The organism is Streptomyces sp. NPDC048277 (genome assembly GCF_040652235.1).
In the GTDB taxonomy this organism is placed as follows: domain Bacteria; phylum Actinomycetota; class Actinomycetes; order Streptomycetales; family Streptomycetaceae; genus Streptomyces.
Map to the genome: position 1 here is coordinate 17531 of NZ_JBEZLQ010000050.1, position 26396 is coordinate 43926.

The following is a 26396-nucleotide window of genomic DNA, read 5'->3' on the forward strand; positions in this document are numbered from 1 at the left end:
GAGGATCGACCCGACCGTGCCCCGAAACAAGACCCCCCGGCGGCAGACAGCCAAGCCTCAGCGGGCCAACCCGCTGGACGCCGCCGGGATCACGTACATCGACTACAAGGACACCGATCTGCTGCGGAAGTTCATCTCCGACCGTGGAAAGATCCGCAGCCGTCGGGTGACCCACGTGACGCGCCAGCAGCAGCGGCAGATAGCACAAGCCGTCAAGAACGCGCGCGAGATGGCTCTGCTGCCCTACGGTTCCCGATAATCGGCGCGCCTCGGCACTGCGCTGGGCCGCGGAAGGGGTGTGCGCGTGCGGACGGTTGTGCGAGGGCCGGTATCGTCCGCCGTGACACACCTGGCCTGCGGCACTGCAGCCCGTGCGGAGGAGGACCACCATGGCCGGCAGTCGGCAGGAGACCGCGCCGACGGCGCCACCCGAGGCCCATCGCCGACTCGCCCACGACTCGGTGCGACTGGCCGTGGTGATCGGTGCTCTCGGCGTGGTCTTCGGTGACATCGGGACCAGCCCGATCTACACCCTCCAGACCGTGTTCAGCCCGGGCGACCCGCACCCCGTGCCCGTCACCACGCAGAACGTGTACGGAGTGGTGTCGCTGGTGTTCTGGTCGGTGATGGTCATCGTCACGGTCACCTATGTGCTGCTGGCGATGCGCGCCGACAACGACGGCGAGGGCGGCATCATGGCGCTCATCACCCTGGTGCGCAGGTGGAGTTCGCAACCGGGCCGTCGGACCGCCGTCGTACTGGCCGCACTCGGCATCTTCGGCGCGTCGCTGTTCTTCGGCGACAGCATGATCACCCCGGCGATCTCGGTGCTGTCCGCGGTCGAGGGACTCAAGGTCGTCGAGCCCTCGCTGGGCGACGCGGTCGTGCCGATCACCGCCGTGATCATCGTGGTGCTGTTCCTGGTGCAGCGCCGGGGGACGGCGGCGGTGGGCCGGGTGTTCGGGCCGGTCATGATCGCCTGGTTCACGGCCATCGGCGTGTGCGGGGCGGCCGGCATCGCCGACCACCCGGACATCCTCGAGGCGCTGTCGCCGACCTACGCGCTGGGCTTCCTGTTCGGGCACTTCGGCACCGCCTTCTTCGCCCTGGCCGCGGTCGTGCTCGCCGTCACCGGTGCCGAGGCCCTCTACGCCGACATGGGGCACTTCGGGCGCCGGTCCATCACCCGCGGCTGGCTGTTCCTCGTCTTCCCCGCCTGCGTCCTGAGCTACCTCGGCCAGGGCGCGCTGATCCTCGACGACCCGGCCAACATCAGCAGCCCGTTCTTCCTGCTCGTGCCCGAGTGGGCCCGCTGGCCGATGATCCTGCTGGCCACGGCGGCCACCGTGATCGCCTCCCAGGCGGTGATCACCGGCGCCTACTCGGTCGCCTCCCAGGCCGCCCAGCTCGGCTACCTGCCGAGGCTGCGGATCGCACACACCTCCGAGTCCACCGTGGGCCAGATCTACGTCCCCTGGATCAACTGGCTGCTGATGGTCTCGGTCCTCACCCTGGTCTTCGCCTTCCGCAGTTCCGCCGCGCTGGCGTTCGCCTTCGGCATGGCGGTGACCGGCACCATCACGATCACCACCCTGCTGTTCCTCTACGTCGCCCGGGCGAAATGGGGCACGCCGAAGTGGCTGATCGGCATCGGCGCGGCCGTACTGCTCTTCGTGGACCTGCTGTTCGTGGCGGCCAACATGACCAAGCTCGTGCACGGCGCCTGGCTGCCGCTGCTGATCGGCCTGACCGCGTTCACCGTCATGACGACCTGGCAGCGCGGCCGCGAACTCGTCACCGCCGAGCGGGCCCGCGAGGAAGGCCCGCTGCCGGAGTTCATCGACGGCCTGCGCAGCGGAGAGCTGCCGGCGCTGCGCGTGCCCGGCACGGCCGTCTTCCTCAACCGGGGCAAGGAGACGCCCCGCTGGCCATGCGGGCCAACGTGGAGCACAACCACGTGCGGCACGAGCAGGTCGTGATCCTCTCCATCGAGACCGAGCCGGTGCCCCGCGTCCCGGCCGACCGGCGGCTCGCCGTCGACGGCCTCGGCTACGCCGACGACGGGATAGTCCATGTCACCGCCACCTACGGCTACATGGAGACCCCGGACGTGCCCGCCACCCTGGCGATGCTCGACCCGGCCGAGACCGAGGGACCCCTGCAACTCGACCAGGCGTCCTACTTCCTGTCGAAGATCGAGCTGCGCCGGGGACAGGCGCCCACGATGGCACCCTGGCGCAAGCGGCTGTTCATCGCCACGTCCTACATCACGGCCGACGCGGCCGAGTACTTCGGCCTCCCTCACGAGCGCACGGTCATCATGGGCTCGCACATCGAGGTGTAGGCGCCACGCGGTGCTCGTCGACGTGCGGTCCCCGGCCGGCTCGGGCACCGGATCGGGGGACGGGCCTCCGTGCGAGAATGCCTGAGTTCCCCGTCCGGCTCCCCGCGTTCCGCACCGCACTGATCCATCGAGGTCTCCGTGTCCAAGCCAGTTGCCCGTGAGCCGTTGCGCCGCAATTCCCGGGCGAACCGAGCGCGCATCCTGGCCACGGCCCGTCGGGAGCTGGGGCGGAACCCGGACCTGACGCTGGAGGAGTTGGCGCGCGCCGCGGGTGTCGTACGGCGCACACTGTTCGGGCACTTCCCCGGGCGCGCCGCGCTGCTGGAGGCCCTCGCCGACGAAGCCTCCGAAACGCTCGGGTCCGCGGTGGTCGCCGGTGTCGAGCGCGCGCAGGGGGAGTCGGTCGAGCGGGTGCTGGCGCACCTGGTGCTCTCGATGTGGCCCGTGGGCGACCGCTACCGGCTGCTCCTGGCGCTGGCCAAGCGGGATCTCGGCGCGCAGCGGGTGGCCGAGGTGCTGGCGCCGGCCCGCGCGGGGACCACGGCCGTCCTGGAGCGTGGCCAGCGGGAAGGCGTGGTCCACTCGTATCTTCCGGCCGCGGTGCTGAGCGCCGGACTGGAGGCGATGACGGTCGCCCTGCTGGAAGCGGTCAACACCGGGGCGCTGGAGGACGACGGCGGAACCCGGGTCGCCATCACCACGCTCATCGCGGCCGGCGTGCCCGAGGAACGGGCGTGCGCCGTGGTCCAGGAGGTCGCGTCGACGGTGGCCGTGGAGTCCCCGGACGGCGACTGAGCCGCCGTCCCCGAAGCCTGAGGGAACTTGACCGCCCCCGCATTCCGTGCGGGGGCGGAGTCGTCTGCCCGCCGACCGTGACGAGCCTCTCACGCTCCGGCCTCGCACCGGACAAGATAATTGCTCGCCGACGTGCAATTATCTTTCCGTGTTCCTGGCTCCCGGGCGGCGCGCTGTCGCGCCATGCCTCCGGCCCAGACATCCGACCACCTGTGGAGAAGCGCAGTGAATCTCGGCGGATCAGACGACCTGACCCTTCCCCACCAGGGGTACTCGGGGGCACTCCTCGGCGGCCGGTACGAGCTGCGCCATCTGCTCGGCTCGGGCGGCATGGCCGAGGTCCACCTCGCACACGACCTGCGGCTCGACCGCGTCGTCGCCGTGAAGTCCCTGCGGACCGACCTCGCCCACGAGCCCGCACTCCAGGAGCGGTTCCGGCGCGAGGCCCAGTCCACGGCCTCGCTCAACCACCCTGCCATCGCCGCCGTCTACGACACCGGCGAAGAGATGACGTACGGGGGGCAACTGCCGTACCTGGTGATGGAGTACGTCGAGGGGGCGACCCTGCGCGAGGCCCTGCACTCCGGGCCGCCGCTGACGGTCGACCGTGCCCTGGAGGTGACGGCCGGGATCCTGCGGGCGCTCTCCCACTCCCACCGGCAGGGCATCGTGCACCGGGACATCAAGCCCGCCAACGTCATGCTGACCTGGGCTGGAGACGTCAAGGTGATGGACTTCGGGATCGCCCGTGACGCGCAGGACGTCGGCATGACACAGACGTCCGTCGTCATGGGGACCGCCCACTACCTCTCCCCGGAGCAGGCGATGGGGCGGGACATCGACGCGCGGTCCGACCTGTACTCCACCGGCTGTCTGCTGTACGAACTGCTCACCTTCCGCACGCCGTTCACCGGCGAGTCGCCGATGGCGGTGATGTACCAGCACACCCAGGAGCCCCCGCGCCCGCCGAGCCTGTACAACCCCGAGGTCGGCCCGCAGGTGGACGCGATGGTGCTGTGCGCCCTGGAGAAGGACCCCGCGTACCGCCACCAGTCTGCCGAGGAGATGCTCGCCGACATCGAGGCGTGCCTCGGGGTGACGGGGCCGGGGACGGGTGGCGGCCGGCCGGCGGCGGTGTCCGACGTCGTGTACGACGCCGGGCACGACGACGACCCGGAGGTGCGGCCCCGGCAACGCAGGGCGACCGTGGCGCTGGTGGCCGCAGGCGTCGCCGTCCTGGTGCTGGCGGGTGTCGTGGGCTGGCTGATGTTGGGCGGAGGCAAGGCCGACGACGGCAAGGCCGGCGTTCCCGCACTGGTCGGGCAGACCCTGGAGGAGGCCCGGCGCTCGGCGGACAACGTCGGTCTGACGGTCACCGTCGCGAAGCGGGAGCCCTGCGCCGACCAGCCCAAGGGACACGTCTGCGAGCAGAGTCCCGCGGACGGGAGGCTCACCAAGGGGGAAACGGTCTCGGTCACCGTCTCCACCGGGGCGCCCAAGGTCGAGGTGCCGGACGTGACGGACAAGAACCAGGACGACGCGTCCCGGATTCTGGCGGACAAGGGCTTCAAGGTGAAGCTCCGGCAGGCGGAATCGGAAACCGAGGACGCCGGGACCGTCCTCGGGCAGAACCCGGACGGCGGCGAGAAGGTCGAGAAGGGCACCGAGGTCACCCTCACCGTTGCCACCCAGGCGGCGAAGTCGACCGTTCCGGATCTCAACGGCGTGACCGTCAGCGAGGCCCGCAAGTTGCTGGCGGCGCAGAACCTGAAGCTGGGCAGCACGAGCGAGGTGGAGAGCGACGCCGCGGCCGGAACCGTGATCGGTCAGAGCTCCTCCGCCGGCCAGGAGGTCGATCCGGGTACGGCGATCGACATCAAGGTCGCCAAGGCCGTGCAGAGCGTGCGGATTCCGTCCGACATCGTCGGCAAGACCCTTGTCGACGTCCAGAACGAGTTGGGCGCCCTCGGCCTCCAGGTCAGTGTCGCCACCGGCTACTCCCAGGCGTCCGACGCGGTGGTCACCTCCAGCACGCCGGCGGCCGGCAGCGAGGTGGCGGCGGGCAGCACCGTGGTCGTGGTGACCCAGGACGCCAGTACCGGCACAGCGGGCGACGGCACCACCACGGGCGATGGCACGCAGACGCCGACGGCTCAACTGCTGCCGACTCTCCCGGTCCTGGGGTGACGACGCACAGGCGCCCGTGTCCGGTCGAGGCAACGGCGGTGCAGGCGGCCGGTCCACGGTCCGTCGGCTGCACGGCACCACACCTCACACCGCCCCCACTGAAGGAGGAACCAACCATGTCCACTTCCCGGAACGGCTACGACGACGGTTCGCCGTATGAGCCGTACTACCCCCCTTACGACTCCTGGGGCGACGGCTCGCCCGGGGCGGGCACCGTGTCCGGGCCGATGGAGACTTCCGCACCTCACCGTCCCCGGCGACGGCGGCTCGGCTTCGCGGTCGGTGGCCTCCTCGCGCTGGCACTCGTCCCCGTCGCGGCCGACCGGTTCGTCGCGGTGCGCATCGAGTCCCGTACGGCCAAGGCGTTCCAGGAGGGCATGCACACACCGCTGCCGCCGGAGGTCCACGTCCGAGGCTTCCCCGTCCTGACCCAGGCCGCCTCGGGCACCCTGCGACGTGTCGACATCACGGCCCACGACATACCGGCCCGCGGCAGCGACCGTCCGCTCCCGGTGACCGAACTCTCCCTCCGTCTGAACGGGTTGACCAAGTCCGACGACGACAGCGAGGCACGGGCCCGGAGCGCCGAGGCGACCGCCTACCTGTCGTACTCGGACCTGTCGAACGGCCTGGGCCTGGAGGTCTCCCAGGGGGACCGCCCCGGTCGGGTGAGCGCGGTGGTGCCCCTGCCCTTCGGGAGCCAGGTCACCGTGACGACGAGCGTCACCGCGGCCTCCGGCAACCGCATCGTCTTCAGGGACTTCAAGGTCACGGGCGGCGCGCTGCCCGACGTCGGCAGCCGACTGCTCGACAGGGTCTTCGCGCAGCCGGTCCAGCTGCGGAACATCCCCAGCGGTCTGCGACTGCGATCGGTCGCCACCACGGCCGACGGACTCACCGCCCGCTTCTCGGGCAGTGCGGTCACCTTCCGGCCCGACGACGCGGCGCAGGACGGCACCTCGCAGTCCGGGACCGCAGGCCGGAAGGCTGCTTGATGCGCCGCCTCGGTCAGTGCCGCTCGTCGCCTTCCTGCGCCATGCGGGCGGCGGCGTCGTGGAGGAGCCGTGCGTGCAGCTCGAACATGGCAGCCAGATCGACGGTGCCGCCGTGGATCTGGCGCTGCACGAACAGGCCGTCGGCGCCGGCCATGGCATAGACGGTGAGGCTGCGGACGGCGTCCTCGCCGAGTGCCGGGAAGAGGGCCGCGATCATCTCCGCGATCCGTTGTGCGGCGGTGGCGCGGATCCGCAGAAAGACCGTCCTGCCGCGTGGCTCGGCGGGCCGCTGCTCCAGGGCCAGCATGAGGCCGAGGCGCAGGAAGTCCGGCGCGTCGACCAGGCGTTCCGCGACGCCCGCCGCCATGGCGGTGACCCGCTCCAGGGGCGTGCCGGTCTCCTCGGCGGGCAGTTCGAAGGCCGCGAGCCAGGTCTCGAAACCGGTCTCGATGACCGCGGCGATCAGGTCGTCCTTGTCCTTGAAGTGCCAGTAGATCGAGCTCGCGGGCAGCCCGCACCTGGCGCTGACCGCCGCGATGGACGTGCCCTCGTACCCGCGCTCACCCGCGATCTCCACGGCGGCATCGAGGATCCGCCGGCGCGACTCCACCCCGTTCGCGCGTTTCCTGCGCGGGGTCTGCGACCTGGCCATGGGAAGTGCCCTTCGAGGTGTGCGGTGGCGGCCTTTCGGCCCAGTTCCGGCGCGGGTCAGCCCAGTTCCGGCAGCGGGCGCCGGGCGACGTCGTGGGCGTCGTCCGGCGGGACGCCCAGCATGCGCAGGACCATCTCGGCCAGGTCCGAGGCGGCCTCGTCGCCGTCGAGTTCCGGGCGGGCGAACCTCAGCTCCAGGAGGGACAGCAGGGTCCCGCCCAGCGCGGACAGGGCCACGACCGGTTCCACGGCGGTGAAGCGGCGGGAGGCGATGCCGGCCTGGAGGTCGCGCAGGGCCCGCCTGGACAGGCCGTTGTCGGAGTGGAGATGACCGAGGCCGCGATGGCGTACCACCTGCATGAGTTCCGGATGGGACTCGGCCATGCGGGCGCTGAGCCGGAAGCCCGCCGCGACGAGCTCCGCGGGGTCGTCGATCCCCGCCAGGTGCTCGTCGAAGGCCTGGCCGAACTCCTCCAGGGCGTCCACGATCGCCGCTTCGAACAGCTCCGTCTTGGACTCGAAGTGGTTGTAGAAGGAGCCGAAGCCGACATCCGCGCGCTCGGCGATCATCTGGATGCTGGCGCTGGTGTCCCCGGTCTCGGCGAGGATCTGGCGGGCGGCGCGGACGAGCGCCTTGCGGGTCTCGGCGCGGCGTCGCTCGAACCGGTTGCTGGGCGGGGCTGACGTGGGCATGCGTCGAAGTCTAGCCGCCGCACCCAGGCTCACCACAGTTCTGATGGATTCATCAATCTTCCTCTGGCTCTTCTCTTGACGAGGCTTCTGTCAAAGATGATGATTTCCTCATTACGGCAATGTTGCTCGGAGGGCACCATGTCTGGAACACGCGTGGCCGCAGCCGCCGTCGCGACACCCCATCAGGACCTGCACAGCGAGCAGGGTGCCCTGCGCGGTGAGCACCCCGGGCGGTCACGGAACCCCGTCATCAAGGTCGCCGACCTGGCCTGGCTGGAGTTCGAGAAGCCCGACCTGGACCGGGCGGAGGTCTTCGCCCGCGACTTCGGCTTCCAGGTCGCCGCCCGCACGGAGCGGGAGCTGTGGCTGCGGGGCACCTTCGCCGGCTCGCCGTGCATGGTGATCCGGCGCGGCCGGACCTCACGTTTCATCGGCCCGGCGTTCCGCGCCGCCGAGCGGGCCGACCTGGACCGGCTGGCCCGGTCGACAGGCACGTCCGTGCGGGACGCCGACGTGCCGGGCGGCGGCGGGGTGGTCGATCTGCTCGACCCGTCCGGCTTCCCCGTACGGGTGGTGCACTGCGCCGGGCGACTGCCCGAACTTCCGGGCCAGCAGCCGCTGCTGCTCAACTTCGGCACCGAGCACCGCCGTACGAACACCACCCAGCGCCCGCCCCGCGAGCCGTCCCGGATCCAGCGGCTGGGCCATGTGGTGCTGGAGACAAGGGTGTTCGCCCGGGCCCTGGACTGGTACCTGGACACCCTCGGCATGATCGTGTCCGACTTCCTGTTCCTGGACGGGCAGCGCGGACGCGGTCCGACGATGGCGTTCATCCGCTGCGACCTGGGCAGCGTGCCGGCCGACCACCACACCCTCGCCATGCACCTGGGGCCCGGCACCGGCTATGTGCACTCCGCCTACCAGGTCACGGACCTGGACTCCATCGCCGCCGGCGGTGAGTACCTCGACGAACGCGGTTACAAGCGCAGTTGGGGCATCGGCCGGCACATCCAGGGCAGCCAGCTCTTCGACTACTGGCGCGACCCCGACCACTTCATGCTGGAGCACTTCGCCGACGGCGACCTGTTCTCCCACGACGTCGAACCCGGCTGGGCGCCCATGTCCACGAGCGGCCTCGCCCAGTGGGGGCCGCCCGCCACCCGGGACTTCCTCGGCGCCACGCCGTCGCCCGCCAAGCTGCGCGAGGTGCTGCACGCCCTGCGCGGCGACAACGAACTCGACCCCGCCCGCCTGCTGGGCCTGCTGAAAGCCGTGAACTCATGAGCACCAACGTCCTGCGCACCACCGACGGCTGGTGGGTGGTGCGCGGTGAGCGCGCCGTCCCCGTCGACACCAAGGCCACGACCACCGCCGAACTGCTCGCCGACCGTGCCGCCGTCGCGGAGGCCGCCGCCTCCGGCGAGACGGGCACCCCCGTCGCCGACCTGGCCGCGCTCTCCCCGGTCACCACCCCCTGCCGAGTGGTGTGCCAGATGGTCAACTACCGCAGCCACGCCCGCGACTCGGGCTTCACCGGCGACATCCCGCCCGCCTTCTTCCGCAAGGCGTCCAGCTCGGTGAGCGGCCCGGGCGAGGCCATCGTGCGGCCGGGACACGTGAGGTTCCTCGACTACGAGATCGAGCTGGGCCTCGTCATGGGGGCGCCGCTGCCGCTGGGCACCGTCGTCGAGGAGCGGGACCTGCCGTCGTACGTGGCCGGACTCGTGATCACCAACGACGTCAGCGCGCGTGACGTACAGCTGACCAGGACGCAGTTCTACGAGAGCAAGTCGTACCCGACCTTCACGCCGACCGGGCCCCACCTGGCGCTGCTGGAGCCGGAGGAGTTCGCCCATCTCCTCGACCTGCGGCTGAAGTTGTCCGTGAACGGCGAGCTGCGTCAGGACCGCACCCTGGCGGACATGATCGTCCGGCCGGCGCAGGCGCTGACCCTGCTGGCCCGCTTCCAGTCCCTCGACCCCGGCGACCTGCTGCTGACCGGCACCCCGGGCGGCACCGCGCTCAAGGCCCCGCCGAAGCCGGTCGAGAAGCTCGGCGCGCTGCTGCCGCCCGCGACGAAGTGGAAGGCGTTCTTCAGGACCCAGGCGAAGAACCCGCACTACCTGCACGCCGGTGACGTCGTCACCGCGACCATCGCCACCCCGGACGCCCGGATCGACCTGGGCGAGCAGCGCACGCCCGTGGCCGACGCGCACTGAGACCGAAGCGAGCCGCACATGAGCGTCGAGTCCCACTCGGCAGACGTACCCGTGGTGATCGTCGGAGCCGGGCCGGTGGGGGTGACCGCCGCCCTCCTGCTGGCCCGGCGCGGGGTGCGGACCGTCGTCCTCGAACGCCACCACGACGTCTACCCGCTGCCCCGCGCCGTCGCCACCGACGACGAGGTGCGCCGCATCCTCCAGGCGGCCGGTGTCGCCGACGAGTTCACCGCCGTCGCCCGTCCGGCGCGCGGCCTCAGACTGCTCGATGCCCGGCACCGCGTGATCGCCGAGTTCAGGCGCTCGGCGCGGGGCCACCACGGCTTCCCACAGACCAGCATGTTCGACCAGCCCGAGCTGGAGCGGCTGCTGCGCGAGGCGCTGGCCCGCCGCCCGGAGTGCGAGCTGCGCGGCGGCGTGGAGGTGACGGGCGTCGAGCAGCCCGGCGACGGTCCCGTCCGGGTCACCTACCGCGACGACGAGGGCGAGCACCAGGTACGGGCCGAGGCGGTCCTCGGCTGCGACGGCGCGAACGGCCTCACCCGCGACGCCATCGGCGCCGCCTGGGAGGACCTGCACTTCGAGGAGGAGTGGACCGTCATCGACGTGACGACGAAAGCCGCCGTCCGCAGCTGGGAAGGCGTCGACCAGGTCTGCGACCCGCACCGCCCCGCCACCTTCATGCGGATCGGCGAGGACCGCTACCGCTGGGAGTTCCGGCTGAAGGAAGGCGAGGTCCTCGACGACGCGCTGCTGCGGGAACTGGTCCTGCCGTGGGTGGACATCTCCCGCACCGACGACTTCCACGTCATCCGGCAGGCCCGGTACACCTTCCGGGCCCGCATCGCGGACCGCTGGCGCCGCGGCCGCGTCTTCCTGCTCGGCGACGCCGCACACCTCACCCCACCGTTCGTCGGGCAGGGCCTGTGCTCGGGGCTGCGGGACGCCCACAACCTGAGCTGGAAGCTCGCCCGGGTCCTGCGACAGGGCGGCGACGAGCGTCTGCTGGACACCTACGAACAGGAACGCAAGCCGCACGCCCGGCACGTGATACGCCTCGCGGTCGCCACCGGCTGGGCCATGACCGGCGGCCAGGACGGCGCCGCCGCCCTGCGCCGCGCCGCCGTCGCCACGGTCTGCCGCATACCCGGAGTGACGGCCAGGGCCGGCCAGGATCTCGGCCGCCCGCTGCACGTCGGCCCGCTCGTACGCCGCAGCCGGCTCGGCGGCACGCACTGCCCGCAACCCCTGGTGACGACCGAGGACGGACAGCGGATCCGCTTCGACGACCTCCTCGGCGACTCCTTCACCGTGCTGACCGCCGTACCACTGACCCCCGGCCTGCGCGCGCTCACCGACGCCCTCGGCGCGCGGGTCGTCGACGTCCACGCCGTCGGCGACGACGGCACCCTCGCCGCCTGGCTGCGCGCGGGGCGTGCCGACGCCGTACTCCTGCGCCCCGACCGCGTCGTCCTGGACGTGATCCCCGCCGGAGCCGCCGGCTTCAGGGCGACCGCCGCCTGGGCGCCCCTGCTCTGCACCACCCCCGGGTCCGCCGACCAGCCCGTGTCCACCCCTTCGCCGAGGAGAGCCGCTCCATGACCACGCCGCACGCCCACCCGTTCTGGACCCCGGACCCCGAGTCCGCCGAACGCAGCCGGATCGCGGACTTCGGGCGCTGGGCCGCCGAGCACCGGGGCGTCGAGGCGGGCCTCGACGACTACTCCGCCCTGCACCGCTGGTCGGTCACCGACCTGGAGGGCTTCTGGAGCGCGGTGTGGGAGTACTTCGGCATCGACGCCGACACCCCGTACGAGCGGGTCCTGGCCGAGGAGACCATGCCCGGCGCCCGCTGGTTCCCCGGCGCCACCCTCAACTACGCCCACCACGCCCTGCGCAACCTCGTCGACGACGACCCGGCGGTCATCGCCCTCGACGAGACCGGCTCCGGATACGGGGTCACCGGCAAGCGGCTGCGCTCCCAGGTCGCGTCCGTCGCCGCCACCCTGCGCGACCTCGGGGTGGGACAGGGCGACCGCGTGGTCGGCTATCTGCCCAACACCCCGCACGCCGTCGTCGCGTTCCTGGCCGCCGCGAGCCTGGGCGCCGTGTGGTCGGTGTGCGGGCAGGACTACGCCCCCCAAGCCGCCGCCGACCGTTTCGGCCAGCTGGAACCCACCGTCCTGATCGCCGCCGACGGCTACCTCTTCAACGGCACGACCCACGACCGCCGCGAGGCCACCCTCGAACTCGCCCGCGCACTGCCGACGTTGAAGGCGACCGTGCTGGTCGACCACGTCGGCCTGCCCGGCCTCTCGTCGAACCACCCTTCACTGGTCCTCCCTTGGGAGGAGGCCGCCACTCGTACCGAGGAACTCGCCTGCACATCCGTGCCGTTCGACCACCCCCTGTGGGTCGTCTTCTCCTCCGGCACCACCGGACTGCCCAAGGGCATCGTCCACGGCCACGGCGGCGTCCTGGTCGAACACCTCAAGACCCTCGCCCTCCAGTCCGACCTCGGCCCCGGCGACCGCCTCCTCTGGTACACCACCACCCACTGGATGATGTGGAACCTGGTCGTCTCCACCCTCCTGACGGGCGCCACGACCTGCACCTACGACGGCAGCCCGGCCCTGCTCACCCAGCCGGACATCCTCTGGGAACTGGCGGCCCGCCACCGCGTCACCCTCTTCGGCACCAGCCCTCAATACCTGCTGGGCATGGCCAAGTTCGGCATCGACCTCTCCGTCCACGACCTGTCGGCGGTCCGGGCCGTCGGCTGCACCGGCTCCGCACTCCCGGCCTCCGCCCACCCCTGGGTCCGCGACCACGTAGGCGAACATGTCCAGCTCGTGTCCATCAGCGGCGGCACGGACGTCGTCTCCGGGTTCGCCGGCGGGGCGCCCACGCTGCCGGTATGGGCGGGCGAGCTGTCCGCCCCCTCGCTGGGAGTCGCGCTCGCCGCGTACGACGAGGAGGGCCTGCCGTTGGTGGACCAGGTCGGTGAGCTGGTGGTCACCCGCCCGATGCCGTCGATGCCGCTGCGCTTCTGGAACGACCCCGACGGCAGCCGCTACCGCGACGCCTACTTCTCCGCCTACGACGGCGTGTGGCGGCACGGCGACTGGATCACCCTCACCTCCCACGGCTCGGTGATCGTCCACGGCCGCTCCGACTCCACCCTCAACCGCAACGGCGTACGCCTGGGCAGCGCCGACATCCACGATGTCGTCGAGCGGCTCCCGGAGATCACGGAGGCCCTCGTCATCGGCGCGGAGGAGCCCGACGGCGGCTACTGGATGCCCCTGTTCGTGGTCCTCGCGGCCGGAACGGAACTGGACGACGCGCTGCGCGAGCGCATCCGCGAGGCGATCCGCACCGGCGCCTCACCCCGCCATGTCCCCGACGAGATCATCGAGGTACCGGCGATCCCGCACACCCGCACCGGCAAGAAGCTGGAGGTCCCGGTCAAACGCCTGCTCCAGGGCGCTCCCGTCGACCAGGTCGTCAACCCGGCCACGGTGGACCACCCCGAGCTGATCGGCCTCTACGCCCGCATGGGAGCCGACCGCCGCGAGCAGCGGCGCGGGAGGGGAGCGGCGTAACGTCCTTGGTGTGGAGTTCACTGTGGACACACTGGTGTCCCGTGCCGCACACGAACTCGGTCGGAGAGCGGACCGGCTCATCCAGGACATCGAGACATGCCTGCGGCGCGAGCTCCCCGAGCTGTGGGAAGACCCGGACATCGCCCGGATGACGTCGGAGAACCTCGCCGAGCACGTCGTCGCCGGACTGGTCGGACTCGAGTACGGGATCCAGCCGAGCCAGGTCGAACCGCCGCCCGCGGACGCGGAGCGTGCCCGTCGGCTCGCCCGGCGCGGGAAACCGGTCACCTCGCTGCTGCGGGCCTTCCGGCTCGGGCAGGGAATGCTCCTCGACCGGCTGATCGAGGAGATGCAGCGGTTGACGGCCGACGCCGGGCTGATCGGTGCGGCCGCCCGCAAGCTGATCGCGCTCGGCACCGACTACGTGGACCGTACGTCGGAGCAGGGCGTGCTGGCGTTCCAGGAGGAGCGGGACCGCAGGGTGCAGTGGCGGCTGTCGATGGTGAACGAGGCGGGCATGCGTGTCGGGACCACCCTGGACATCGCCCGCACCACCGAGGAACTGGTGGACCTGGCCACCGTGAACTTCGCCGACCTGGTCACCGTAGACCTGCTCGACACCGCGCTCCGGGGGACCGACGCCCCGGCCGACGGCGGACTGAACCGCAGTGACGCACGGGATGTACTCCGCCGCCCACGTCCAGGTACCGGCGTCGGCCGTCCGGGCGGGGGAGTCGTCCCGGTCGTCGTGGCGCCGCTGCGGCGGTCGGTGTCAGCGGCGCAGGCCCAGGGCTTCGGCGCCGGCGTAGCGGGCCTGGGCGCCCAGGTCCTGTTCGATGCGGATGAGTTGGTTGTACTTGGCGGTGCGGTCGGCGCGGGAGAGGGAGCCGGTCTTGATCTGGCCGCAGCCGGTGGCGACGGCGAGGTCGGCGATGGTGGTGTCCTCGGTCTCGCCGGAGCGGTGGGACATGACGACGGTGTAGCCGGCGCGGTGGGCGGTGGCGACGGTGGCCAGGGTCTCGGTGAGGGTGCCGATCTGGTTGAGCTTCACCAGGATCGAGTTGGCGATGCCGTCGCGGATGCCGGCGCGCAGCAGGGTCTCGTTGGTGCAGAAGACGTCGTCACCGGTGAGCTGGCAGCGGTCGCCCAGCCGGGCGGTCAGGTCGCGCCAGCCGGCGTGGTCGTCCTCGGCCATCGGGTCCTCGATCGAGGCGACCGGGTAGCGGTCGGTCAACTCGGCCAGGTATGCGGCGTGTTCGGCGGGGCTACGGCGGACGCCCTCGCCCGTGTAGTCGTACACCCCGTCGTGGAAGAACTCCGAGCTGGCGGGGTCCATGACGAGGGTGATGTCGGTGGCGGGCTTGTAGCCGCTGTGCTCGATGGCGCGGACGACGAAGTCGAGGGCCTCCTCGGCGGTGCGCAGGTCGGGGGCGAAGCCGCCCTCGTCGCCGACGTTCACGCTGTGGCCAGCGGCGAGCAGGCTGGCGCGCAGGGTGTGGAAGACCTCGGAGCCCATGCGGACGGCCTCGGCGAAGGTGGCCGCGCCGATCGGGGCGATCATGAACTCCTGGAAGTCCAGCGGGTTGTCGGCGTGGGCACCGCCGTTGACGATGTTCATCATCGGGACCGGGAGGAGGCGGGCGTCAACCCCGCCGATGTAGCGGTAGAGCGGGAGGCGGTGGGCGGCGGCCGCGGCCTTGGCGGTGGCCAGGGAGACGCCGAGCAGGGCGTTGGCGCCCAGGCGGGCCTTGGTGTCGGTGCCGTCCAGCTCGATCATGGTGCGGTCGACGGTCGCCTGGTCCTCGGCGTCGAGTCCGACGACGGCGTCGGCGATGTTCTCGTTGACGGCGTCGACCGCGCGCAGAACTCCCTTGCCGTGGAAGCGGGTCGGGTCGCCGTCGCGGAGTTCCACGGCTTCCCGTGCGCCGGTGGAGGCGCCCGACGGAACGGCCGCGCGGCCGAGCGAGCCGTCCTTGAGTTCCACGTCGACCTCGACGGTGGGGTTGCCCCGGCTGTCGATGATCTCGCGTGCGACGACGCGGCTGATGGCGGTCACGGTGCCACTCCTCACGCTGGGCCCGCGGACCGGGTGTCGACGGGCAGTAAGTTTCAGTCAGAAACAAAGTGAGTCCCGAAAGGGAACTTACTATGGGCGCATGAGGATGCACAACGCCGACGAGACGTGTGGCATCGCGCAGGCCGCGCTGGTCCTGGGCGACTGGTGGAACGTGCTGGTGCTGCGGGAGGTCGCTCGCGGGCATGTCCGGTTCGATGCGCTGGCCGCCGAGATCGGGCTGTCGCGGAAGGTGCTCACCGAGCGGCTCGGCGGGCTGGTCGCCCAGGGGGTCCTGCGGCGCAGCCTGTATCAACGGCGCCCGGTGCGCTACGAGTACCTGCTCACGGACTCCGGAACGGCCCTGCTCCCGGTGCTGGTCGCCATGCAGGACTGGGGCGACCGGTGGGCGCTCGGCGACGGCACGCTCACCGCGACGGCGGAAGCGGACGGCGCCGAACACGCTCGCGTCCACGCCCTGGCCGGCACCCGCCTCCCGGACGACCTCCAACTGCCGGGCGCCGACACGCCCCTGGTCTCACCGGATGCCAGGGCCACGGTGCTGTTCACCTACCCCGGTACCGGAGTCGACTGGGGTGAGCCGCCCATCCCCGGAGCCCCCGGCTGCACGCAGGAGAACCGCCTCTTCCGGGACGCCTGGCCCGACTTCCGGCGGGCAGGCGTGGACGTACGCGGAATCAGCACCCAACTCGTGTATGAGCAGGCCGAGTTCGCCAGGACGGAGAACGTTCCGTTTCCGCTGCTCTCCGACGCGTCCCAGCAACTGGCGGCGGCCCTGCGCCTGCCGACGTTCCGCGGCGCGGGCCGACTGCGTCACAAACGCCTGATCCTGGTCGTCGACGTCGAGCGGACCGTACGCCACGTCCTGTTCCCCGTCGTCGACATCCCGCACGCGGTCGCGGAGAGCCTGCGCCTGGCCGCGGCCTGCGCCCACAGCACCTGATCCCTCCCCTCCGGCGGCGAGGTGCAACTTGATTGACTGAAAAGTGCAGTGAAATATACGTTCCTGGTATGAGAGATGACGAACCCACCCGTGCGGCACGACTGCTGGACGCCCAGGCCAAGGCCGAACGGCTCTTCGCCGAGATGGAGGCGCGCGGGTTGGTCGCGGCGGGGGAGGGGGAGCGAGCGGTCAGCGACCGGGTCCGGGACCTGGCGAACGAATTGTTCGGCACCACCCGGCACTGGCACAAGCGGATCGTGCGCTCCGGACCGAACACCCTGCTGCCGTACAAGGAGAACCCGCCGGACCGGGTGATCGGCGCGGACGACATCGTGTTCGCCGACTTCGGGCCGATCTTCGAGGAGTACGAGGCCGACTTCGGCCGGACCTTCGTCCTCGGCGACGACCCGGTCAAGCAGCGCCTGCGGGACGACCTGCCGACGGTTTTCGCCTCCGGTAAGCGGTTCTTCGAAAGCGACCCCGAGATCACCGGGAAGCGGCTGTACTCGGAGGTCGAGCGGCTGGCCGCCGAGTCCGGCTGGGAGCTGGGCGGCTGGCACGCCGGGCATCTGGTCGGCGAGTTCCCGGACGAGAAGATCGACGGCGCGGACGTGGAGTCGTACATCACCGCGGACAACGACACCCCGCTGCGCCGCACGGACAAGGCCGGCCGTACCTGCCACTGGATCCTGGAGATCCATCTCGTCGACCGGGAACGGGGTTTCGGGGGCTTCTACGAGGAGCTGCTCACTCTGTGATCCCGTAGCCCCAGCCACACCCGGTCCCGGGTGAGGGGCAGTTCGGTGAAGCGGACCCCGGTCGCGTCGCGCAGGGCGTTGGCGAACGCGGGGGCGACGGGGTTGAAGGGGCTCTCGCTCATGGACTTGGCGCCGAGCGGGCCGATGGCGTCGGCGGTCTCCATGAAGTGGACCTCGGTGCGCGGGGTGTCGGCGTACTGGGGGAGTCGGTAGCGGCGAAAGGCGGCTGTCTCGACCTCCCCGTGCTCGTCGATGCGGACGTTCTCGAAGAGGGTGGCGCCGAGCGCCTGGGCGACGCCTCCTTCGACCTGGCCGCGGCACTGCATGGGGTTCATGACCTTGCCGGCGTCGGCGGCGTGGACGCTGCGCAGGATGCGGAGCTCCCCAGTACCGGGATCGACGGCGAGCCGGAACCACTGGGCGTTGAAGGCGACCGAGCGCGGGGTGCCGCCGAAGTGCCCGTCGGCGGCGCATACGACGCCCACCGCATGGGCGGCGGCGTACAGCTCCTTGAGGGGCAGCCGCCCGCCGGGATGGACGACTGCCTCCTCCGCCAGCGCGCAGTCGGCCCGCGGGACGCACAGGTGGGCGGCGGCGAAGTCGAGGAGCATGTCGGCCAGTGCGCGGGAGGCGCGCAGGGTGGCCTTGCCCGCGACCACCACGCCCGTGGAGGCGAAGGCGCCGGTGTCGTGGCGCACGACGTCCGTGTCGGACTGGCGGACGATGATCCGGTCGACGGTGGTGGCGAGTTCGCCCGCCGCGATCTGCCGGTGCACGGTGGTGGTCCCGTTGCCGAACTCCGCCGTACCGACGGCCAGATCGAAGGTGCCGTCGGGGAGCAGGGTCGCCTTCGCGTCGGCGATGTGGCCGCCGGGCGGGCCCGTCGCGATCATCGCCAGGGCGGTGCCCTCGCCGACCAGCCAGCCCTCGGGGACGGAATCCCTGTCCCAGGGCTCCGTCCGGGCGCGGCGCACGATGGCCAGGCACTGGTCGAGGCCGTAGCTGGCGATGTGCAGGTCCTCCTCGTGGCCGCCGGGGGTGAGCATCGCCTCGCCCGGGCCGATGATGTTCTTCGCCTTGAACTCCAGCGGGTCCAGGCCGAGTTCGCGGGCGAGTTCGTCGAGCGCGGACTCGACGGCGAACATCACCTGCCCGAGGCCGTAGCCCCGGAAGGCACCCGCGGGGACGGTGTGGGTGTAGACGGCGAAGGCGTCGACCTTCTTGTGCGGGGCGCGGTAGACGGCGGTCGACTCGCCGACGCTGTGGAACATCACCGCCGGGCCGTGGTTGCCGTACGCGCCCGTGTTGGAGACCACCCGCAACTGGAGCGCGGTCAGGGTGCCGTCCCGCAGCGCCCCGGCCTTCACACCGATCGTGAAGGGGTGCCGGGTGGTGGCGCCGTGGAACTGCTCGGCCCGCGTGTACTCCAGTTTCACCGGGCGGCGCAGTCGCAGCACGGCCAGCGCCACGATGTCCTCGACGAGCATCTCCTGCTTGCCCCCGAACCCGCCGCCCACCCGGCCGGCCATCACGCGGACCTTGTCGTGCGGGAGGTCGTAGAGGGCGCACAGCGCGCGGCGGGTGAGGAAGGGGGTCTGGGTGCTGGACCGGACGACAAGCCGGCCCTCCTCGTCCAGCCAGGCCACCGCACCGTGCGTCTCCAGGCTGGCGTGCTGCACCCGCTGCGTGCGGAAGGTCCCCTCGTAGACGGCATCGGCCTGCGCGAAACCCGCTTCCACGTCGCCGATCTCACCGTGCGCCTCGCCCACGACGTTGTCGCGCGGGCGTGAAATGCGGGCGGTGGCAGGGTCCTTGTCGTGCACGACCGGCGCTCCCGGCCGCATGGCCTCCTCCGGATCGAGTACGGCGGGCAGGACGTCGTACGACACCTCGACGCGCCGGCAGCCCTCCTCGGCCGCCGCCTCGCTGTCCGCGACGACGGCCGCCACCCGCTGCCCGATGTGGCGGACCGTGTCGTCGAGGACGCGGGTGTCGTCCGGGTCCTCCTCGGGGTGCTCGTGGCGGGCGGTGGAGAAGTGCCGTTCCGGCGCGTCGAGATGGGTGAACACGGCGTGGACGCCGGGGACTCGGAGTGCGGCGGTCGTGTCGATCGCGGTGATGCGGGCGTGGGCGTGCGGGGAGCGCAGCAGCTTCATGTGCAGCAGACCGGGCACGTCGATGTCGAAGGTGTAGCGGGCGGTGCCGGCGACGACCTGGGGTCCGGCCGGGGCGGGCAGATTGCGGCCGACCGACTCGCCAGGGGACGGGGCCTCGACATGGCACACCCCGCGCACCGCGTCCTCGATGGCCCGGTAGCCGGTGCAGCGGCACAGGTTGCCCTTGAACGCCCGGGGGAGATCGGCGAGTTGGTCGTCGGACAGGGCCGCCGTCGTCATCAGGAAGCCTGCCGTGCAGAATCCGCACTGGAAGCCCTGGGCGTCCAGGAACTTCTGCTGAACGGGGTGGAGTTCGCCATCGGTCGAGGCCAGGCCCTCGACCGTGGTGACCCTGCGGCCGTCGGCGCGGAAGGCCGGGTACAGGCAGCTGTGCACCGGTTCGCCGTCGACGTGGACCGTACAGGCGCCGCAGTCCCCGGCGTCGCAGCCCTTCTTCACACCGAACCAGCCATGCTCGCGCAGATAGGTGCGCAGGCACTGGCCCGGGCGGGGCTCCCCCTCGTGGGGGTTGCCGTTGACCTCGACCCTCATCGTCCCGCCGCTCCTTCGAGTCCTTCGAGTTCCCGGCGGACTTCCTCCGCGTACCGGTACGTCATGTGCCGCCGCCACTCGGGCAGTCCGTGGATGTCGTCGAACCACTCGTCGTCGGCGACGGACGAGCCGATGGCCGCCCGCAGCGCCCCGGCCGTCGGCGGCACCGGGAACCACAGCCGCACCGGCCGGACGGTCGAGGCGGTCATCGTGATCGCCAGAGAGCCGTCCAGCGGGTCGAGCGCGCCGATGACCAGCACCCCCGAGCGGCCCAGCCCGTACAACGACGCCTGCCGGAACGCCGTACGGCACGCCAGGGCGCGGGACGGCAGCGTGACGGACCGCAGCAGCTCGCCCTCGGCGAGGTCCCTGCGGCCGGCACCGCTGACGAAGTCGGCGACGCGCACCCGGCGCCGTGTCCCGTCCTGGGCGATGAGCAGGCACTCCCCGTCCAGGGCGGCGGTGAGGGAGATCATCGGGCCTGCCGGGAGGGCGTTGCAGAGATTGCCTCCCACGGTGGCCATGTTCCAGATCTTGAAGGAGGCCAGGAACGCCCGGCAGCACTGCTCGAACAGCGGTGCCGCTTCGGCGTCGAGTTCCTTCGCGAAGCGCGACAGGCGGGCGATGGTGCAGGTGGCGGCGATCTCCAGGGAGCCGTCCGGGCGCCGTTCGACCGGTGGCCAGCCGGTGCGGCTGAGGTCCACGAGGCGGCGCAGGTGCGGCTGCGGCTCGGAGAACAGGTAGGTGCCGCCGCCCAGCCAGGCGTCGCCGGGCCGCCAGGGCGCGGGGTGTCGAGCGTCCCGTACCTCCACCACCGTGTTCAGGTCCATAACCGAAGTGAACAGGCCGCACCGCCCCCCGAACGACTGGTTCACCGTATGGAAACGTCGACTTTTCAGCGCTGAATCCTGGAGGATCACCCAACAGGCGTTCTCGGGCTTTGGCCTGGCACTTACGATGTGAGGAACGGCATCTGCCTGGTGAATGTGAGATGCCCCGTGCCGGGACCGCCGCGCGGCGGTCGCACAAGGAGCCGTACCTCATGCACGTCGAACACCTCCTGCAGGACGAGTCCCTCGGGCTGCGTCCGCTGTGGGCGGCCCCCTCCCTGCTGGCGCGGGAGATCAGCGGGGTGACCGTCACCGACCTGGAGGACCCTGCCCGCTTCGTGCGGCCGGGGGAGGCGGTGCTCAGCGGACTGGTGTGGTGGCCCGCCGAGGACGGCCGGGAGTCGGCGGACCGGTTCGTGCGGGCGCTCAGGAACGCGGACGTGGCGGTGCTGCTGGCGGGCGAGGAGATGCACGGCGCGGTACCCGACCTCCTGGTGGAGGCGTGCGCACGGCATGGCGTGCCGGTGGCGGGGGTGCCCCCGCAGATCATGTTCCGCACGATCACGGAGGCGGTGTACCTGCGGCAGTGGGGCGAGCTGGCCCGCCGTCACGCCATGCCCGAACACCTGCGGGCCCGCCTGGACCGGCTGATCGCCCAGGACGCCGACCCGAAGGCGGTTCTCGCCGCGGCCTTCGCGCCCCTCGCCGGTACCACCGCCCACGTCGTCACAGCGGCGGGCCGGACCGTGGCGACGACACCCGGCGCCACCCCTCTCCCGGTCCGGGAGGCCGCCGCACTGCCCGACGGCGACACGGGGACGACCGTGCCCATCGGCGCCGACGCCCGCACACCGTACGAACGCTGGTACCTGCATGTGCCCGTCGCCGATGCCGTACCACCGAGCCTGCTGCACGAGATCACGGGGACACTGGACCGCTGCCGGCAGGCACAGGCCCGCCGCCGGGCCGCCGGGCACCGGACCGCGGGCGCACTCGGCGCACTGCTCGCCCGCGGCCAGGCCGACTTCTCCGCCGTGGAAGCGGCGTTGCAATCCTGCGGGCTGACCGTCGACGCCTCCTATCGCGTGCTGGTCGCGGACACCGGTCCACGCGACGCCGGTCATGCCCAGGGGGCCCTCGCCGAGGCTGTCGCTCACGCGGCCCACGGGCCCGCCGCCGTGGGCCGCCTACCCGACGGCACCGCCTTCGCCGCCCTTCCCGCCGACGGGTACGACGCCGTCACCGAGCTGTGGCCCCACCTCGCGGCCTGCGCGCCGGACACCCCGCTGCACGGCGGGACCAGTTCCTCCTCCGGCATCCCCCAGCACCTCGCGACAGCACTCGTACAGGCGCGGTACGCCCTGGCCTCGGCCCGCACCACCACGCCGGACGGCTCCTGCCTGACCGATGTCGCCGCCCTCGCCGGGATCGACACCCTGCTGACCGGGATACCGGCCGAGGTACGCGCGGCCTACAGCAGCACCGTCCTGGGCCCCCTGTACAAGGCGGGCAACGGTTCCGCCGCGATGCTGCTGCACACCCTGGAGGCCTTCCTCGCCCACGACGGCTCCTGGGCCCGCACGGCCGAGGCCCTGCACCTGCACGTCAACACCGTCCACTACCGGATCCAGCGCGTCGAGCACCTCACCGGACGGGACCTGTCCCGCCTCGTCGACCGCCTCGACCTGCGGGCCGCCCTGCTCTGCCGCACGGACCCCGGCCCGTCCGCCCCTACGAGCGGCCGACGTACACGTCCGTCGACTTCACCCGCGCGGTGACCATGACACCGACCGCCAGCCCCAACTCGTCGACCGCCTCACGGGTCACCAGCGAGACCACGTGGTGAGGCCCGGAGTGGATCTCCACCCGCGCCACCACGTCATCGACGGCCAGCGCCGTGACGATGCCGGTGAGGGCGTTGCGCACGGAGGACGGCGGCCCGGGCGCGGCGGCCCTCTCGTCGTCGGCCGCCCGCTCCCTCGCGAACAGCGCCAGCCCCGTGCCGTCGATCATCCGGTTGCCCGAACCGTCCCGTGCCATGGGCAGCCGTCCGGCATCGGCCCAGCGGCGCACGGTCTCAGGGCTCACCCGCAGCAGGCGCGCGGCCTGGCCAATGCTGTACGTCGCCACCCCCGAACCCTAACCGTGCGATCGCCCCCTCGGAGGCCGCGCATGCTGCTGCGCCAGCTGGAGTACCTCGTCGCACTCGCCCGGGAACGCCACTTCGCCCGCGCGGCGGCGGCCTGCTACGTCTCGCAGCCGTCCCTGTCCGCAGCGATACGGCGGCTCGAACACGAGCTGGACGTGTCGATCGTGCGGCGCGGCAGACGCTACGAGGGACTGACCCCCGAGGGGGAGGTCGTCCTGGTGTGGGCACACCGTATCCTCGCCGAACGCGACGCCCTGCAACAGGAGTTGTCCGCACTGCGCGGCGGACTGACCGGCACGCTGCGCCTGGGCGTCGTCCCCACCGCGCTCCCCGTCGCCTCTCTGCTGACCACACCGTTCTGCGAACGCCACCCACGCGCCGCGGTGACCCTTCAGTCGCTGTCGTCGGAGGAGATCCGGCACGGTCTGGCGGAGTTCGAGCTGGACGCGGCGATGACCTACCTGGACGACGACACCCTGCGCCAGGTGCGCCGCTTCCCGCTGTACGAGGAGCGGTACGTCCTGCTCACCCCCGTCGACGGACCGCTCGGCGACTGCGGCACGGCTCGCTGGTCCCAGGCCGCCACGCTGCCGCTGTGTCTGCTCAACTCCCGGATGCGCAACCGGCGCATCATCGACGAGTGCTTCGCCGCCGACGGTGCCACGGCCGCTCCCGCGATCGAGTCGGACAGCGTCGCCGGGCTCTACGCGCACCTGCCCGGCGGACGCTGGTCCTGCGTCATCTCACATGCGTGGCTGCACATGTTCGGCGTGCCCGACGGGATGCGGGTGGTGCCGCTGGAGGGACCCGCGCACGGGCCCCGGGTCGGACTGGTCATCGCCCGCACCGAACCCACCTCGGTCCTCGCGGACGCACTGGTGACGGTGGCCCGCGAGGCAGGGGTACGCGACGCCCTGGACGAGCTGCTCCACTCCTACCTGGGCGGACGTGGCTGATAGAAGCGGTCTATCCGGTCATAGCGAGGAACGCTTTGACCTGGGCGAACGACTCCGGGGATCGTGAACGGCACCTTCCCGCCACGCCAGTTGAGGAGCCGTGACATGGCCAAGGTGCTCTGTGTCCTGTACGACGACCCCACCGACGGATACCCCACCGCGTACGCGCGCGACGACCTCCCCGTCATCGACCGCTACCCCGGCGGCCAGAGCACCCCGACCCCCGAGGCCGTCGACTTCACCCCGGGCCACCTCCTGGGCAGTGTCTCCGGTGAACTCGGCCTGCGTTCCTTCCTGGAGAAGGCCGGCCACACCCTGGTCGTCACCTCCGACAAGGACGGCGACGGGTCGGTCTTCGAGCGTGAACTGGCGGATGCGGATGTGGTGATCTCGCAGCCGTTCTGGCCGGCGTACCTCACCCCGGAGCGGATCGCCGCCGCGCCGAACCTGAAGCTGGCGATCACTGCGGGCATCGGCTCGGACCACGTCGACCTGGACGCGGCGGTGGCGCACGGGGTGACGGTCGCCGAGGTGACGTACTCCAACAGCATCAGCGTCGCCGAGCACGTCGTCATGATGACGCTCTCCCTGGTCCGCAACTACCTTCCGTCCCATCAGGTCGTCCTGGACGGCGGCTGGAACATCGCGGACTGCGTGGCCCGTTCGTACGACCTGGAGGGCATGCACGTCGGCACGGTGGCCGCCGGCCGTATCGGCCTCGCTGTCCTGCGGCGCCTCGCGCCCTTCGATGTGAAGCTGCACTACACCGACCGGTACCGGCTGTCCGAGGACGTCGAGCGCGAGCTCGGACTGGTCTGGCACGAGAGCGCGGCCGACATGGTCCCGCACTGCGACGTCGTCACCGTCAACGCCCCGCTCCACCCCGAGACCGAGGGCCTGTTCGGCGACGAGCTGCTGGCCGCGATGAAGCGCGGCGCGTACCTCATCAACACGGCGCGGGCGAAGATCGTCGACCGGGACGCCGTCGATCGGGCCCTGCGCAGCGGCCGGTTGGCGGGGTACGCGGGTGACGTCTGGTACCCGCAGCCCGCCCCCGCCGACCACCCCTGGCGGACCATGCCGCACCACGGCATGACCCCGCACATCTCCGGTTCGTCGCTCTCGGCGCAGGCGCGTTACGCGGCCGGCACGCGGGAGATCCTGGAGTCGTGGCTGGCGGGCCGCCCGATCCGCGACGAGTACCTGATCGTCGACGGCGGTGCCCTGGCCGGGACGGGCGCCCACTCCTACTCGGTCAACAAGTGATCCAGGGAGGCCACCGGGAACCTCCAGCGCCGCGCGCGTGTTCGCGTCGGCGCGGGGACGGTGGCCTCCACGCGTCACATGTGGGCAGCGGCGGGCTCCCAGGCGCCATGATTGATCCATGGGGACTGTGGCAGCGCTGTACCGGTATCCGGTGAAGTCGATGCTGGGTGAGGTCGTGATCGCCGTGGCGGTCACGGAACGCGGATTCGACGGGGACCGGATGTACGCCGTGCTCGACGGGACGGGCGCGGTGGGCAGCGCCAAACACCCTCGCAAGTGGGGCGCGTTGCTGCACTGCCGGAGCAGCATGGACGAGTGCGGTGCGGTCCGGGTCGTGTTGCCCGACGGCACCGCGCTGCCGGTGGAAGACCCGGACCTGGACGTGCAGTTGTCCAGGCTGCTGGGCCGACCGGTGTCCCTCTCGGCCGTTGTGCCCGAGCACAGCAGGCTGGAGCGCGCCGTACCCGAGTACGAAGGCGGTGTCCCGGAGGCGGCGCGGCAGTCGGCGTCCGTCGATGCCACGGGGGAGAGCATCACGACGGGCAGTGTCGCCGCCGGGACGTTCTTCGACTTCGGCCAGGTTCACCTCGTAACCTCGGCGTCCCTCGCCCGGATGCGGACCGTGTATCCCGGCGGGGACTTCGACGCGCGTCGCTTCCGGCCCAACCTGGTCGTGGACACCGACGGGGGACCGGGCTTCCCGGAGGACGCCTGGCTGGGATCGTGCCTGCGGGTGGGCGAGGCCCTGTTCCGGGTCGTCGTGCCCACACCGCGCTGCGTGATTCCCAACCTCGGCCATGGCGAACTGCCACCGGATCCCGGCATCATGCGCGCGGTCGCGCGCGATCACCGCGTCCCGGTGTTCGACCTGGGACGCCTCTCCTGCCTGGGCGTCTATCTGGACGTCCTGGAAGCCGGGACCGTCGGCGTGGGCGATCCGATCACGTTGCTGGCAGCCGCGTGAGCACGCGCCGAAGCAGGTGACTCGCGGGGGCGAGGTTGCCGAGGCGGCCGTCGGGGTGTTTGCGCGCGAGGCGGGGCGAGGTTGAATTGAACACCAACTCACCTTTTTGACAAGGCTGTTGCGATACTCTCACGCAGACCGACGCCTGTCGCACACGTCACACGCGTCGCACATGTCACGCGAGAGTCCGGGATTTCCCATGTCTGTCCCCCAGCCCAGCCGGTCCGGCGCGCTCGCCTACGCGGCGGCCGGGATGGAG

The 26396-nt window shown here is 71.5% G+C and carries 23 protein-coding genes; 16 read left to right on the top strand and 7 right to left on the bottom strand.

What is annotated here, in order from left to right; all coding sequences use genetic code 11:
• Positions 1-16 precede the first annotated feature (16 nt).
• The 6 genes from rpsR (at position 17) to AB0D85_RS50315 (ending at position 6321) form a co-directional block, all read left to right on the top strand.
• On the top strand, positions 17-259 hold the full coding sequence (rpsR, locus tag AB0D85_RS50290; protein ID WP_362337740.1) for a 30S ribosomal protein S18: 243 nt from the start codon (positions 17-19) through the stop codon (positions 257-259).
• 130 nt (positions 260-389) lie between these two features.
• Complete coding sequence (locus tag AB0D85_RS50295; protein ID WP_362337743.1) at positions 390-1979, top strand: KUP/HAK/KT family potassium transporter; 1590 nt, start codon at positions 390-392, stop codon at positions 1977-1979.
• Positions 1931-2344, top strand: a complete 414-nt coding sequence (locus AB0D85_RS50300; protein WP_362337746.1) for a KUP/HAK/KT family potassium transporter — start codon at positions 1931-1933, stop codon at positions 2342-2344. The genes AB0D85_RS50295 and AB0D85_RS50300 overlap by 49 nt, the downstream gene beginning before the upstream one ends.
• A 138-nt stretch (positions 2345-2482) precedes the next feature.
• Entirely contained in the window at positions 2483-3139 is a 657-nt protein-coding gene (locus AB0D85_RS50305) for a TetR/AcrR family transcriptional regulator (RefSeq protein WP_362337749.1), read from the top strand.
• 225 nt (positions 3140-3364) lie between these two features.
• Positions 3365-5326 (top strand): PASTA domain-containing protein, encoded by a 1962-nt coding sequence (locus AB0D85_RS50310; RefSeq protein WP_362337752.1) that lies wholly within the window; start codon positions 3365-3367, stop codon positions 5324-5326.
• Positions 5327-5442: 116 nt separating this feature from the next.
• Positions 5443-6321, top strand: coding sequence for a DUF2993 domain-containing protein (locus AB0D85_RS50315; protein WP_362337755.1), 879 nt, complete (start codon positions 5443-5445; stop codon positions 6319-6321).
• Between the two features lie 13 nt (positions 6322-6334).
• On the opposite strand, the gene AB0D85_RS50320 is transcribed toward AB0D85_RS50315, so the two are convergent.
• Both AB0D85_RS50320 and AB0D85_RS50325 read right to left on the bottom strand, forming a co-directional pair.
• Positions 6335-6973 carry a helix-turn-helix domain-containing protein gene (locus tag AB0D85_RS50320; protein WP_362337758.1) on the bottom strand — a complete coding sequence of 213 codons (639 nt, stop codon included), beginning with the start codon at positions 6971-6973 and terminating at the stop codon, positions 6335-6337.
• Positions 6974-7029: 56 nt separating this feature from the next.
• The gene (locus AB0D85_RS50325; protein WP_362337761.1) at positions 7030-7665 is read right to left on the bottom strand and encodes a TetR/AcrR family transcriptional regulator; all 636 of its coding nucleotides are present in this window, start codon (positions 7663-7665) and stop codon (positions 7030-7032) included.
• A gap of 138 nt (positions 7666-7803) precedes the next feature.
• On the opposite strand from AB0D85_RS50325, the gene AB0D85_RS50330 reads away from it, so the two are divergent.
• From AB0D85_RS50330 to AB0D85_RS50345, 4 genes are read left to right on the top strand one after another with little or no spacing between them, the layout of a single operon-like run.
• Positions 7804-8949, top strand: a complete 1146-nt coding sequence (locus AB0D85_RS50330) for a VOC family protein (protein WP_362337764.1) — start codon at positions 7804-7806, stop codon at positions 8947-8949.
• Complete coding sequence (locus AB0D85_RS50335) at positions 8946-9884, top strand: fumarylacetoacetate hydrolase family protein (protein WP_362337767.1); 939 nt, start codon at positions 8946-8948, stop codon at positions 9882-9884. Before AB0D85_RS50330 ends, AB0D85_RS50335 begins: the two co-directional genes overlap by 4 nt.
• A gap of 18 nt (positions 9885-9902) precedes the next feature.
• Positions 9903-11486, top strand: coding sequence for a bifunctional 3-(3-hydroxy-phenyl)propionate/3-hydroxycinnamic acid hydroxylase (locus AB0D85_RS50340; protein WP_362337770.1), 1584 nt, complete (start codon positions 9903-9905; stop codon positions 11484-11486).
• Positions 11483-13489, top strand: a complete 2007-nt coding sequence (locus tag AB0D85_RS50345) for an acetoacetate--CoA ligase (protein WP_362337773.1) — start codon at positions 11483-11485, stop codon at positions 13487-13489. Before AB0D85_RS50340 ends, AB0D85_RS50345 begins: the two co-directional genes overlap by 4 nt.
• Positions 13490-13909: 420 nt before the next feature.
• Here AB0D85_RS50345 and AB0D85_RS50350 read toward each other — a convergent pair whose 3' ends face one another.
• Together AB0D85_RS50350 and eno are read right to left on the bottom strand one after the other, a co-directional pair.
• Positions 13910-14092 carry a hypothetical protein gene (locus tag AB0D85_RS50350; protein ID WP_362337776.1) on the bottom strand — a complete coding sequence of 61 codons (183 nt, stop codon included), beginning with the start codon at positions 14090-14092 and terminating at the stop codon, positions 13910-13912.
• Positions 14093-14261: 169 nt separating this feature from the next.
• Complete coding sequence (eno, locus tag AB0D85_RS50355; RefSeq protein WP_362337779.1) at positions 14262-15545, bottom strand: phosphopyruvate hydratase; 1284 nt, start codon at positions 15543-15545, stop codon at positions 14262-14264.
• A gap of 100 nt (positions 15546-15645) precedes the next feature.
• Here eno and AB0D85_RS50360 point away from each other — a divergent pair, with 100 nt between their 5' ends.
• Positions 15646-16506 carry a winged helix-turn-helix transcriptional regulator gene (locus tag AB0D85_RS50360; protein ID WP_362337782.1) on the top strand — a complete coding sequence of 287 codons (861 nt, stop codon included), beginning with the start codon at positions 15646-15648 and terminating at the stop codon, positions 16504-16506.
• Between the two features lie 68 nt (positions 16507-16574).
• Entirely contained in the window at positions 16575-17264 is a 690-nt protein-coding gene (locus AB0D85_RS50365; RefSeq protein ID WP_362337785.1) for a M24 family metallopeptidase, read from the top strand.
• Here the strand turns inward: AB0D85_RS50365 and AB0D85_RS50370 are convergent.
• Both AB0D85_RS50370 and AB0D85_RS50375 read right to left on the bottom strand, forming a co-directional pair.
• Complete coding sequence (locus AB0D85_RS50370) at positions 17240-19972, bottom strand: molybdopterin cofactor-binding domain-containing protein (protein ID WP_362337789.1); 2733 nt, start codon at positions 19970-19972, stop codon at positions 17240-17242. The two genes, AB0D85_RS50365 and AB0D85_RS50370, sit on opposite strands and share 25 nt — an antisense overlap.
• Positions 19969-20802: an FAD binding domain-containing protein gene (locus tag AB0D85_RS50375; RefSeq protein ID WP_362337792.1), complete on the bottom strand. Its 834-nt coding sequence runs from the start codon at positions 20800-20802 to the stop codon at positions 19969-19971. The genes AB0D85_RS50370 and AB0D85_RS50375 overlap by 4 nt, the downstream gene beginning before the upstream one ends.
• A gap of 212 nt (positions 20803-21014) precedes the next feature.
• Here AB0D85_RS50375 and AB0D85_RS50380 point away from each other — a divergent pair, with 212 nt between their 5' ends.
• Positions 21015-22580, top strand: a complete 1566-nt coding sequence (locus AB0D85_RS50380; protein ID WP_362337795.1) for a PucR family transcriptional regulator — start codon at positions 21015-21017, stop codon at positions 22578-22580.
• On the opposite strand, the gene AB0D85_RS50385 is transcribed toward AB0D85_RS50380, so the two are convergent.
• Positions 22534-22932: a TOBE domain-containing protein gene (locus AB0D85_RS50385; protein ID WP_362337798.1), complete on the bottom strand. Its 399-nt coding sequence runs from the start codon at positions 22930-22932 to the stop codon at positions 22534-22536. The genes AB0D85_RS50380 and AB0D85_RS50385 overlap by 47 nt on opposite strands.
• A 42-nt stretch (positions 22933-22974) precedes the next feature.
• Here AB0D85_RS50385 and AB0D85_RS50390 point away from each other — a divergent pair, with 42 nt between their 5' ends.
• From AB0D85_RS50390 to AB0D85_RS50400, 3 genes are all read left to right on the top strand, one after another.
• Complete coding sequence (locus tag AB0D85_RS50390; protein ID WP_362337801.1) at positions 22975-23907, top strand: LysR family transcriptional regulator; 933 nt, start codon at positions 22975-22977, stop codon at positions 23905-23907.
• A 105-nt stretch (positions 23908-24012) separates the two neighbouring features.
• Positions 24013-25173, top strand: coding sequence for an NAD-dependent formate dehydrogenase (locus tag AB0D85_RS50395; RefSeq protein WP_362337804.1), 1161 nt, complete (start codon positions 24013-24015; stop codon positions 25171-25173).
• Between the two features lie 118 nt (positions 25174-25291).
• Positions 25292-26137: an MOSC domain-containing protein gene (locus tag AB0D85_RS50400; RefSeq protein ID WP_362337807.1), complete on the top strand. Its 846-nt coding sequence runs from the start codon at positions 25292-25294 to the stop codon at positions 26135-26137.
• Positions 26138-26396: the final 259 nt, after the last annotated feature.